Source organism: Pontimicrobium sp. MEBiC06410, assembly GCF_053601615.1.
Genome location: NZ_JBSHNT010000164.1, coordinates 21,319 through 34,547, shown reverse-complemented (window position 1 = coordinate 34,547; position 13,229 = coordinate 21,319). Strand labels below are relative to the sequence as shown.

Sequence of the window (13,229 nt, the reverse complement as noted above, 5' to 3'; positions counted from 1 at the left end):
TAAAAAACTTAAAACATGACAACTTTACCACAAATAGCAGTATTAGACGACATCATAGCATTTCCAGATGACGAAAACCCAAATATGTTTTACCTAGCCCGTTCCACACCACAAATAAGAATGGATGATGATATGCCCATTTTTAATGGATTATTCTGGACAGATAAAGCAGATGGAACAGGAAGTTCTACCGCAGGATTAGCAGGAGGTTACGTTAATTTTGATATAAACTTAGGAATATCAGAAGAAGAAAAACGTAAAGCCGCTAATAAGCTGAAAAAAATGAAAATTCAGCAACAACGTAGACGAGAAATAGTAAAACTAGAAAAAGAAAGATTAGGCTTAATAGCTAGAGCAAGAGGAGAATCTAGAGTACCAGAACCAGACGTTCCAGCAGTAGGAGAAATTACCTTTGGCGCATTAGAATATACAGATGGCACCGTAACATTATTAGAAGAAAAAGAAGGAGGCTTAGTCTCTTGGTCTTCAGCAGGAGGCCCAGCAAGTTTAGTAGGCGATAATAATGCGGCTTTTGCTATTCGTTTAAGCGCAGATGGAGCAGCCGTTTGGTATAAAGCTTTAAAACAAGGAGATAAAGCTATAAGTACACGTTACGACTTAAAATTTAGATTACGCTTACCAAGTTTAGAAATTAGAGCATGGGCAGGATCTACACAAAAATCTGAAATAAACCGAAAAGTAGATCGCGTATGGAAAAACCAAGACCAAGGCTGCTCAGATGCAGATGTAGAACGTATAGATGTCTCTAGTGTTGTAGAAAACATGACAGAAGAAGGGCTTTTAAATATAGAAATAAAAAAAGGTTCTACAGAAATTTCAGATGAGCACGTAAGCCAATTACGCGATATGGCTATAAAACTTATCGAAGACAAAGTAAAAGAAATTATAAAATCTAGAATTCATGGCATGACAGAAGAAGAGCGTAAAACCTCTATGATAGAAGTTATGAAAGAAGAAATACGATCATTTGTAGAATTGCGTTTTACACAACGAGACGTTGTAGAATGGAAGATGGCACCACAAGCCACAATAATGAACTTTTTAGAAGATGTTTCAGAAGAAAACAAACGAAACATAACAAAACTAGTAGATTTAGCCGACGATATTGTAGGCACAGTAGAAATACCATTACAAGTAAATGCGCCATGGGAAGAAGCCCCTTTTGTATCCTCAGTTAAAGTAATGGCAGAATACCCATCAGCAGAAGAAAACAAATCTTGGCTATTCGATAAAAATACAACCAAAGATAAATGGCTGTTTAGACGCCCTAAAAAAGACGATGCAGTCGTTAAATATACCTCAGAAGTGTACTTTAAAGGTGTTTCAAAACCACTATTAATACCAACACAAGAAACTAACGGATTAATAAATATAGAAGTAGGTAAAGTTGGTTTTATGCAAGCAAACTTTAAACCACACCCAACTTTAAACTCACTTTCAGGAGACAATAAAATATTAAACATTCAAGTAGCCATTAACTATAAAACAGAAGACGATTCAGATCATTTTAAAACCTCACTAGTCTTTAAACCCGAAGATGTAGAAGGTAAAAAATTAGAAAGAGCAATATACGAGCACGTAGATGCGCCAATAGAATATACCGTTACCTATTACAGTAAAAACGGTAAAGTAATAGAAATGCCATCTCAAAAATACTACTTCACAGAAAATCAAGTGGCAGATATTTTTACACCAAACCCTTATGAAGATACACTAGAACTAGATGTAGAATTAGGGATGTCACCAGATGAAAGCTTAAAGAAAATTATTGTTGAATTCCAATATAAAGATGACGATAATGAGTTTACAAGCGAAGATAAAGTTGCATTAGAAGCAGAAGAAGATTGGGAGTCTGTAACAGCAAAATTAGTACAACTCAACAAAGACAAGCAAGACTTTAGGTACCGATATAAACTTATAGGAGACAACCTGTTTTCAAGAAGTGGCTGGGTAGATAGCACAGGAGATCAAACCCTAATATTACCAATACTGCAAGTAGGTATTAACGTTAGCCGATTAAAAATAGGAGAGAAATACCAAAATGTAGTTTTAGAACTATCGTACAAAAACAATAAACAAAAAGTAAACCAGCAATTCTTTTTAGATGAAGAATCTGCGAAAAAGCCAATCAATTGGTTTATACCAAGAATAGACGAATCTCATGACAGTTATACCTACTCTATGACATTATATCCAGAAAGCGGAGACCCAATAGAAGTGAAGGACTTAGAAGGAAAAGGGAAGTTTTTAATTATTAAAGATGTAAAATAGTAAAGCTATGTTAAGTTATCAACCACCATTTATGGATGTGGGGAATCTTACCATTTTTAGAGATGATACAGATCCCGAAACATTTTATTATGCCAATATCCAGCCTTCTATAGTAGAAAAAAGAGAAGGACCAGCAATATCAGCCTATACTATTTTACCAGAAAGTAGTACAGATAAGAATATAAACCAAGTAATGGATACCAGTTTATCCTTAGAAGTCTCTTTAAAAGTAACAGATAGCATATTAGAAAAAGCAAAGCTAGAAATAAAAGACAAATGGGGAATAAAAGCAAAGCGTTTAATACCCGTTACAATTACCGATGGTAAAGTGTATATGGTTATAGCATCTGCAGGAGAAGAACCAGACCCAAAAGATTGGTACGTAAGCTCAGGAATATCACCATCTATATTTGGTGATAACCGTGCTGCGTTAGTAGTAAAAACCAGTGGAGAAGAAGCCAAACGATTAGTATCTGCATTAAATGAAGACGTAGTTGCAGGACACGTATATTACGAATTAAATATGCTAGGTATAGCCCCAACATTTAAAGCAAAAATGCGAGTAAAATGGGATAGAGTATATAAACACTTTGAAGATATGAAGGTAAAAAACTTTATATTTTACAGAGAAGAAATAAGTAATACACTAGACGATTTAAAAGAAACCAGTATGGTAGAAATGGAGATAGAAGAACTAGATCCAGATGTTTCCGAATACGCTTCAAAAACGCTATTAAATGAATTAAAAACCGAAGCAATAAAACGCTTATTTAATCCATCAGTACCACCATTAAGCGCTAGTAAAAAAATAGAAAATAGAATAGCACATGCAGTGGGAATGATTCATGCCTCTATAATACCAGGATCACATTATATATTAAGAAACAATAAAGAAGCACAAACCAATGAACTTATAGTTGATTTAAGAGAGCGTAAAGTCAAAAAATATCCATTCTATCCGCAAGCCTTACTATCTAGTATGATACAAAATGCAGGTGGCTTAGGCGATAACTTAAAATGGATTAAGCTGGACGATATGCCGTTTAGAAGTGAAACAATTACAGTAGATATAGCAGCAGATACATTTAAGATAAATAACATAAAAACAGTAAAAATAGACTGTATTGTTTGGGACGAAACCAATAATAAGCAAGAAAATGAGCAGACGTTTATTTTTAATACAGCTGAAGATGTAAAAGGCACCTTTAAATACACACGCCAAAACGCAAATAATTATAAGTACCGTTACAAAGCCACAATATATTTAGATAATGATGGCACAGGTTTACCATCACAGATGGAAGTAGATTGGACAGAAACCACATCAGAATTCATCTATTTTAATCCAACAGAATACTTTGAGAATGTAAAACTACAAATAGGTATAGACGATAGAACCATTTTTAATAATACACATCTTATTGAAACAACTATAAATGTTATAGAACGCGAAACAGATAGAAAAATATTAAGCCAATCATTTTTACTTAAAGAAAATGATAAAGACGAAAACGAAAAACTGTTATCTCTGTTATACAGTAAGCTTCATCCCTTTAAAATAGACCTTCAAGTTATTTATTACATAGAAGGCTCAGAAGAATATATATTAAATCTAGAAGACCATAAAGACTTTAATTTCTTCATACCAAACCCATTCGAAAATAAATGGTCTGTAGAATTAATGAGTAAAGTAGATTGGGAGCAAACCAATAAGATAATTACAGAACTACGCACGTGGGATTACACCCGAAAAACATGGATAGAAGAGAAATTTAACTTTACCAAAGACAAAGGCGCGTATACCTTTTCAGTAGTGACAAGTTTAAATACACCAAAAGAAACCTTTGAATATAAAAACACAGAAATTACTTCAGAAGGCAACATTAATAGAGGCGCTTGGAAAAAGCACGATGGTCCAATACTAATGATAAAAGATAAAGTAAAGCCAGAACGCACCATTAAAATCACTCTAGAAGACGCACCAGACTTTAAAGAATACGAAGTAAAAGAAGTAAAACTATACATAGTCTATAAAGACAATGATAATGACATCATTATTAATTCAGACGACAAGCAAAAGCTAGAATTCTCCAAAATAGGAGAAACACTATACTTTACACACGATATGCTAGATGCGTCGCAAACAGACTATAAATATAGAATTAAAGCAAAAAGTAAAAGTGGAGACCGTTATAAAACAAAATGGATAACCTCCAGTACAGAACATTTAAAAATAACCCTTCCAGAAAATATTTGGTAATTATGTTAGACCTATCAAAACCATACGGAGTACACGAAGACATTTTGTTTTATGGCGATCATGAACAAGAAAATATAGTCTATTATTTACCCAATGAAGTAGGCTTAGCACCTATAATTTCAGACAATGACGATCAAGATAAAGCATACGACTTTTTCCTTCAAATATTTAAAGAAGGAAGAGCCATACAAGGCGGTTTAAAAGAATTAGAAGACTCCTCGGGAGCAATTATGTCTTTAGGCGTGCAATGTATAGCAAATGCAGAGCGCTTAGAAAAAGCCAGAACCAAACTTATAGAAGACCATAAACTACAAGAAGATTTCATTTTTACACCACCAGAGTGGAAAGATGGATCTATAGATTTAATCGTTTTAGACTCTACAACACAAAGCGAAGAAACTATTAACGAAGACTCTTTTGTAGATAGCATCATTGGCTCTAAAAAACCCTCATTATCTAGTAGCGACCTTAAAGCTGTTTTTAATGTAAGGCTAGATCGTAAAGGAGCAAGTTTAATAGCAGCAACATTACAAGGCGATCGTAGCTCTGTAGCAGGCATACTTTACGATTTAAAAATGAAAGCCATGCGCCCTGCTTTAGATATGACTATAGAGGCAGATCTAGACCGTTGCCATACTAAAGTATCACATATGGTAGCAGCAGGAGCAGCAATAAAATATGGAGAACTTACTATATCTGCAAAAGCAGAATTTGAATTCATTAAGGAAAAATTGATAGAAGAAGGCGATATAAAAGTAAATATCATTTCTCAAGTAACCACACCCGAAATGAAACAAATGGTAGACGATATGGTAAAAGAGTTTACAGATAAAGTCATGCGAGAACTCTTTTCTCCTTATGTATCTCCAAATTTACCAGATATTAATTTACCAGAAGGAGTAAACCCAACACCTGGAGATGGTATTCTAATAGGTGTGGCGTATAAATTTCAAAAGAAAAAACTATTCCATAATAAAAGAATATTTGTGGATTACCGAGAACGCTCTACAACATTAAAAACACATAACCCACAAGCACATTTATGGTTGTTAGGAAATCAAATAAAAGATGATATCGATAACTATACGCAAACGGTAACCTTTGGAGATTTATGGAGAGAAAACCATTTAAAAACTAAAATATTACATGATTTTGAAGCAGAACATAACGACTTATTAAGTGCTGAGGTTTTAATATGGCGAAAAAAAGATGGTAAAAAAGAACTATCTAAAACAGGTGGCTTTGCTATTCCAGATGATGCCATTCCGTTAATAAGTTATACAGTAACAAAAGAAGATCAAGAAGAACATGAAATAGCTTGGACAACAGAACCAGATGAAGCATCAGGCTATTACTATCAAGTAAAATTTACCTATAGAGACGATATAGATAATGTAAGTACACCAGTAACCATTTTTAGTAAAGTTATTTACAGTAGCTCTCAAGATTTAATACTAATACCTCAGGTACTGGCACCGCTAAAAATATTCAACTTTAAGTACGGAAGTATTAATAAAGATAAAGTAAATGGTATAGATATTTACCTAAGAGCTAAAGACCAAGACGGTATACAAATTAGTCAGGAAATACTAACACTCTCTAATGATAATAAAGAAGAATTCTGGCGTATTAGAAACCATCCACACGATGTAGCAACTCTTGAAGAAGAACGCCATTTTCATTTTGCAGATGGCAGACCAACACTAAAGCAAAATGCAGTAGCCTTAATAGATGAAGAGTTAATACTAGCAGACCCTTTCGAATTTAAAAAAGTAGATATAATACCTGTAATAACAGGAAATACAGACGATTTTCTAGAAATATTATTACAAGTGAACTACACGGCAACAAACGACGATTTTGAGTTTAGTCAGCTATTTAGAGCAAAACTACCAGATTTTGCACTAGATGAAATTACTATTCCCGTATTAGAAAAAGGAGATGCAGTAGACTACACATTCACAGCCATTACAAAAGATGGCGATTTAGTTGATTTAGAAAGTGGGCAAACCAAAGGCGGTGCCTTACTGTTAAAAATAAAACAGAAAGTACCAGACAACGGGATTACTATAATTTGGGATGGACCAGAACTAGAAACAGAAGATTTAGACTATGTACGCTTAGAGTTTAAACTAAAAAAAGAAGATGGAACAAAAGAAAAACTAGACCATGTAGAATTTACCAGAGATGAGACACCACAGCCTATAACTTATATAGTAGCCGAAGAAGGAGAACTTTCTATGCGCGTTGTAAAACGCTATATAAATGGGAGTAAAGACAAAGGAAAATATAAAACAGTAACAACAAAAGAACTAACAATAAAACCTTAAAACAATGGAAAATATAATAGACACAATGGGAGGAAAGCTATTAAGCTATGGTGTATCTGGATTTGCCCTATTAATGATAGGATTTACCTATTACCTCATGAGAAGCGAATTAAAACGAGACCTACCAAGACACATCGCTATAAAAACAATATGGATGTTTATGGGGTTAGTAATCTTATCTACAGTAGTAGTAGGCTTTTTTAGTTTACCACTAGCTAATAAAAATGATGAATTAAACGATGAGGTTAACGGGTTAACAACAGATGTATCACAACTTATGGAAATGCTTACAAAATATGAATATGCATTAAACGATTTGGCATATAAATTAGATAACGTAAACAAACCCAACCCAACACCACCGCCAAAACAAGATGATGGTAAAAAGCCAACTTTAAATACAACATTGTTAGCTAAACATGTTGATTTTTCAAAAATTACAATACCTAAAGAATATAAGGCCGTTAAAGCAATAGATTTGGATGCCGCTAAACGAAAAGAACTAAAAAATGCTGTGCAGTATAAATTAAATACCAATCAATTTAAGCAAGCTCTAAAAAAGAATTAAAAGAAGGCTAACTAGCTTTAATTAAAGCATAAACGATGAAAAAATATATTATTTTAGTTGCTGGTTACGAATACCACAATGGAAGAACCAATATGGCTACAATAGCCAAACGTAGAGCTAACTATTTATTACATAGAAATAGATCGTGGCGAACAGACCCTCAAGTCAATTTTATTCTATTCGATGTACGAATGGGAAGAATAGATAAAGGAACAGTAAGTCGTGGAAGAATCACTTGGGCTCTAGAAAACGACGGATTCGATGCTATAGATGATAGCACACATTATAACAGTGAACGAAAATTTATAGAAGCAAATACAAATGTAATATCTATAACAGATGCCTATGCCTATATTCAAAATATTGGACAAAACGAACCAGGAACAGTTCAAGAATTTTCTATTTTAGGACATGGATGGAGAGGAGGCCCAGTATTAGTTAACACTTATGAAAGAGCAGAATATATAGCTAATGGTTCTAGATCTAGAGAAAGAGACCCATGGGATAAAGATGGAAGAACAAAAGACACTAATGTAACCAATATGGGCTTTACACCTTGGCTTAATTATAAAAATGCATTTGCCGATAATGCTTATATCTGGGTTTGGGGTTGCGCCTCTAGTAGACGTTATAAAACGGTGATACAAAAAGTATTACGCTCTCCAGAATTTAGAGCAAAACGTTATGGAAGACATGTAGATACAGATACATTTACATTATCTTTTTCACAACAATTTGCAGACGATAATTTTATTTACGACCCTTTATTTTTCTATAGATCTGCAACAGCAGGCTCAACAAGTAACAGACGCTTTACAAGAACACTGTTAGAAGTTAAAAACTTTTTAATTAGAGGCTTAGTACATACATATGCAGGGCAAATGGCATATAACACCAATATAAAAACGTATGCTGCCTTACCAGGAACAGGAGCAGATTACGAGCGAGGAGGAACTAGTAGTAGAAGAGTAATGGTAGTACCTACAAGCAGTAGTACCTATGGTTATAGCTTTAGTCAAATTGTCCGCTTTTATAAAACCTATTTAAATACAGTGGAAGATCCTGAAAATAGAGACTATGCGTTTTATGATGCAAGGGTTATACAAAGTTGGAAAGGTAGGTGATATTAAAGTATAAGTTATTGTATTTAAGTTTTTTAAATAAATACTGTATTGTATCTGTGAAAAAAAATAAAATATTATTACAAAAACATGAGAAACAAATAAGAGCACATTAAATGTTTAAAGGTTTTTAGTTACATCTATTTTTTCTACTTTTAGTTTCTAAAATCAATAATTTTTATGCTCAAAAAAGTTTTTGGGAGCGCCGTATTTGGTGTAGAAGCAACCACAATAACAGTAGAAGTAAATGTAGATTCTGGAATAGGCTATCACCTTGTAGGGCTACCAGATAATGCTATAAAAGAAAGTAATTACCGCATAGCCGCTGCATTACAAAATAATGGCTATAAAATTCCAGGCAAGAAAATAACAATAAATATGGCACCTGCCGATTTACGAAAGGAGGGAAGTGCCTATGATTTAACATTAGCAGTAGGAATACTAGCAGCATCCAAGCAAATACAAGCAAAACATTTAGAAGACTACCTTATTATGGGAGAACTCTCTTTAGATGGAAGCTTACAACCCATAAAAGGAGCATTACCAATAGCAATTAAAGCGTTAGAAGAAGGCTATAAAGGATTTATATTACCTAACCAAAATGCAAAAGAAGCAGCTATAGTAGATGGTTTAGAAGTTTATGGTATAGAAAACATTAAACAAGTCATTAATTTTTTCGATAAAAACGAAGCTTTAGAACAAACTATTATAGATACAAAAGCAGAATTTGAAAAGAATTTAAACTTTCCAGAATTCGATTTTAGTGATGTAAAAGGACAAGAGAGTATAAAGCGTTGTATGGAAATTGCAGCAGCTGGAGGCCATAATATTATATTAGTTGGTCCGCCAGGAGCGGGAAAAACTATGTTAGCCAAACGCATGCCAAGTATACTACCACCAATGACTTTAAATGAAGCGTTGGAAACGACTAAAATACATAGTGTGGTTGGGAGAGTAAAAGCAGATGCAGGAATCATGGCACAACGCCCTTTTAGAAGTCCACACCATACAATCTCCAACGTCGCGCTTGTAGGTGGTGGAAGCTATCCGCAACCAGGAGAAATCTCATTATCACATAACGGCGTATTATTTTTAGATGAACTACCAGAATTTAAACGAGAAGTTCTAGAAGTAATGCGGCAACCGCTAGAAGACAGAGAAGTTACTATTTCTAGAGCAAAATTTACAGTAACCTATCCATCGTCGTTTATGTTGGTAGCAAGTATGAATCCAAGCCCTAGTGGGTATTTTAATGACCCAGATGCCCCAGTAACCTCTAGTCCGGCAGAAATGCAACGTTATTTAAGTAAAATCTCAGGGCCTTTATTAGATAGAATAGATATACATATTGAAGTGACTCCAGTACCTTTTGAGAAATTAAGCGAAGATAGAAAAGGAGAATCTTCGGTAGATATTAGAAAACGAGTTACTGCAGCAAGAGAGAGACAAACACAACGTTTTGCAGAATCTAATGCAGTACATTATAATGCACAAATGAATACTAAACAAATTAGTAAGTATTGTGTATTAGACGAGCCCTCTAAAGGCTTATTAAAAACAGCTATGGAACGTTTAAACTTATCAGCTAGAGCGTACGATCGTATTCTTAAAGTATCCAGAACCATTGCAGATTTAGAAGGTTCAGCCTCTATTAAAGGTTCTCATATTAGTGAAGCCATACAATATAGAAGTCTAGATAGAGAGGGATGGCTGGGGTAGTTTTTTACCAATTGATAATTGATTCTAAATTTAGCATTTTAAAAAATAAAATAAATGAAAAGAATATACCTACTAGTATTTTTATGTTTTCTATCAAATAATATCATAGGTCAGGAAGAAGAATTTATAGAAGTCGAAATTGAAGAAGTGGCAGAAGAAGAAGCTATTTCTATAGCTGCTCCAGATTTAAGTTTAAAGTCTAAACCAACGCATACTTATATAAATGATACATTGTGGTTTAGCTATGACTGGAAAGTGGTTAAAAATAAACAACTAGCCCATTATTATAGAACAAAACCAATAGCACAAGATAATCTGTATTTAATAAAAGACTATTATTTGGATGGAACACTGCAAATGCAAGGTACTTTTATAGATTTCGATGGGACTGTTAAACACGGATTAATTGAATATTACAGACCAAATAATACTCTAGAAAATAAAGTATATTATGAAAATAATAAGTTTAAAAATAGCTTTAATAAAGATAACAGTTTACAATTATTAGAAAGAAATACCTACAATTTTATTAAGCTTAATCTACCAAATAGTATTAAAAAGAAGGAGATAAATAATGAAGAGACTAACTTTTCTTTTCAAGATCTCTTTAATACAGATAAACAACTACGTGCCGAACTTAATATAGACGAATCTATATATATAACAAAGGAAGAAGGTAATGTAATAACCACTATAGAACGTAAAACTAACCGTGTTGTTTCTAAAATGCAAATTAATAGAGACAAAACAATAGAAGGAAACTTAAAACTATACGATGGCAGTACCCTAGCTATAGAAATTAAACCAAACCCCAAAAGTAAAGACTATGAATTGATTAGGTATCATAAAAACGGCAACCCATTTTTTAGAACGACTATAAAAAGCGGTCACACTAAATATTTTTCGCCTAAAGGTGAGTTAATTGCAGAAAATGATGGTGAGTCGGGTTCATTTATATTAGGATTAGATAAAAAAAGAATATTAGGATTTAGCTACATATCTCCAATAGAAGAAGGGCAAAGTTTTATAATAAGTTATATAGAAAATGGAGATTTATTATATTCTAATCAGTATTATAGTTATAATGTGCCTTATAGAATTTTCGATAAAGCATCAGGTTATACCAAAGAATATAAAGAAGATGGTACTGTTATTAGCGAATATATAAACCCCAATAAAAAAGCAAGTTTATACAACTTTGGTTTAGAAGATAAATTAACTAAAGGCTACCGTAGCACTCTATATAAATCTAAAAGACTTAAAACTAAAAGTTACTTTGAACCAAAGGCCAAAATAGTTGAACATTTTAGAGATAACGCAGAATATAAAGAATATTATAAAAAAGAAAAAATAGATGGTATTTATGGCTCACCATATCGTACTGTAAGATATAATGAAAAAGGCATAAAAGTTTTTGAAGAAGAAATAAAAGATAGAAATTATTTATCTACAAATTATAACGATAAAGGAAAGGTTATTGGTCAATTTTCTGGCGATTATATGAGAACTTTAAATACTTATCCAGATTTAGGGAATGATCAAGATGGTTATCTCTTAAAATCCTATGAAACCAATGCTTATGATATGTTCAGGTCTCCAGAATATGAAGATATTAATGTAAAAGTAACATTTGAGTTTATCTACGAAAAAGGCATAAAAAAACGAGAATTTTTAAGTATTAACAATGTTGTATTTATAGACTATAATTGGGATGGAAAAAGCAAATTTTATAATCCAATTAAAGGAGAAATAGTAACATCGGTATTTAAAGAAGGTCAAGTTATTTCTGGAGAATATGTAGAGTATTCAGTGTCTTACAATAACATTAAATTAAGAACTATTGAACAGTATAAAAATGAAGCAGTAGTATATAAGGTGGATTTTAAAGACCAATACGATAAAGGAACATATTATACCCATAAAGTAGAAAAGGTAAATAATGACGATATTATAACAACTTACTTAAACGGAACAGAGTATAAATACAATAAAACAAAAAAAGATGGGAAATTTGTGGGTAAAAATTGGGATATAGATAAAATATTAAATGATAAATATACCTTTCATGATATAAATTCAGATTTATGTATTGCAGAATTTAAAAACGGAGACTTATTAAATATAAAAAGCTATCAAAGTAGGTTTTTTAACAATAGGGGGAGAGAAACACCAAATACAGAATATTTTCTTCTTACAAACAAATCATTATACAACAATGGAAAATTGATTGCATTAGAATCTTTTTATGACCCTGACAGTGAATTTAAAAACATTAGAAATAAGCTTGTATTAAAATTTAAAGACGAATTACCATATAGTGGAGAAGTGTTTATTAATGCATACGATGATGAATATTACAGGCTAGAAAATGGAACAGTAATACAAAAACTAAAAACGAACTATAAAGAGTTTTATGAAGTCACCCCAAACACAGTAAAAGTAAAATACCTAAAAGAACAAAAAGAAATTACATACAATATGTATTTTCAAGTTATAGAATACAGACCACAAACGGAGACTTACACTTATACTGCTGTAGATCCAGAAGGAAGAGAACACGAGGCAATATTTGATGGAAATAAAATGAAAAAAGGCATTTTTTATTATGAAAAAAGCTATGAAGGTATGTATACATTAATTGTAAAAGATGATAAGGTTTATAAAGTAGATAAGTATATTTCACCAAAAGCATTCAATAGTACTCTTGCTGTAGATTCTATACCAGTCTCTAGTTCTTATGAAGCATTTGATAAATTTTATGGATTTTATAGTTTTTCAAGCCCATTACAAATAAATAAAAGGGATTATGGAGACTTAGAATTAAAATTTTAAATCAAGAATTCTATTTTAAATGGTAAGTTTATAGAATAAAGTATTACAAACATAAAAAGCCTCATAAAATGAGGCTTTTTGTATTTTATTAATTAAAAAACTAGATG

At 32.4% G+C, this 13,229-nt stretch carries 7 protein-coding genes; all 7 read left to right on the top strand.

The window, feature by feature from the left end; translation table 11 throughout:
- Window positions 1-15: 15 nt before the first annotated feature.
- The 7 genes from ACVC08_RS18020 (at window position 16) to ACVC08_RS17990 (ending at window position 13,122) form a co-directional block, all read left to right on the top strand.
- Window positions 16-2,292, top strand: a complete 2,277-nt coding sequence (locus ACVC08_RS18020) for a hypothetical protein (RefSeq protein WP_452603100.1) — start codon at window positions 16-18, stop codon at window positions 2,290-2,292.
- A gap of 7 nt (window positions 2,293-2,299) precedes the next feature.
- A complete protein-coding gene (locus tag ACVC08_RS18015; RefSeq protein ID WP_452603099.1) occupies window positions 2,300-4,552 on the top strand; it encodes a hypothetical protein in 2,253 nt (750 codons plus the stop codon).
- Window positions 4,495-6,882: a hypothetical protein gene (locus ACVC08_RS18010; RefSeq protein ID WP_452603098.1), complete on the top strand. Its 2,388-nt coding sequence runs from the start codon at window positions 4,495-4,497 to the stop codon at window positions 6,880-6,882. The genes ACVC08_RS18015 and ACVC08_RS18010 overlap by 58 nt, the downstream gene beginning before the upstream one ends.
- A 4-nt stretch (window positions 6,883-6,886) precedes the next feature.
- A complete protein-coding gene (locus ACVC08_RS18005) occupies window positions 6,887-7,450 on the top strand; it encodes a hypothetical protein (protein ID WP_452603097.1) in 564 nt (187 codons plus the stop codon).
- A gap of 35 nt (window positions 7,451-7,485) precedes the next feature.
- Window positions 7,486-8,574: a hypothetical protein gene (locus ACVC08_RS18000; protein ID WP_452603096.1), complete on the top strand. Its 1,089-nt coding sequence runs from the start codon at window positions 7,486-7,488 to the stop codon at window positions 8,572-8,574.
- A gap of 177 nt (window positions 8,575-8,751) precedes the next feature.
- Window positions 8,752-10,290 carry a YifB family Mg chelatase-like AAA ATPase gene (locus ACVC08_RS17995; protein ID WP_452603095.1) on the top strand — a complete coding sequence of 513 codons (1,539 nt, stop codon included), beginning with the start codon at window positions 8,752-8,754 and terminating at the stop codon, window positions 10,288-10,290.
- A gap of 54 nt (window positions 10,291-10,344) precedes the next feature.
- On the top strand, window positions 10,345-13,122 hold the full coding sequence (locus tag ACVC08_RS17990; protein WP_452603094.1) for a hypothetical protein: 2,778 nt from the start codon (window positions 10,345-10,347) through the stop codon (window positions 13,120-13,122).
- Window positions 13,123-13,229 lie beyond the last annotated feature (107 nt).

Coding starts and splice junctions, on each gene's coding strand:
- ACVC08_RS18020 (WP_452603100.1), top strand. CDS start 16: ATGACAACTTTACCACAAATAGCAGTATTAGACGACATCATAGCATTT.
- ACVC08_RS18015 (WP_452603099.1), top strand. CDS start 2,300: ATGTTAAGTTATCAACCACCATTTATGGATGTGGGGAATCTTACCATT.
- ACVC08_RS18010 (WP_452603098.1), top strand. CDS start 4,495: ATGGATAACCTCCAGTACAGAACATTTAAAAATAACCCTTCCAGAAAA.
- ACVC08_RS18005 (WP_452603097.1), top strand. CDS start 6,887: ATGGAAAATATAATAGACACAATGGGAGGAAAGCTATTAAGCTATGGT.
- ACVC08_RS18000 (WP_452603096.1), top strand. CDS start 7,486: ATGAAAAAATATATTATTTTAGTTGCTGGTTACGAATACCACAATGGA.
- ACVC08_RS17995 (WP_452603095.1), top strand. CDS start 8,752: ATGCTCAAAAAAGTTTTTGGGAGCGCCGTATTTGGTGTAGAAGCAACC.
- ACVC08_RS17990 (WP_452603094.1), top strand. CDS start 10,345: ATGAAAAGAATATACCTACTAGTATTTTTATGTTTTCTATCAAATAAT.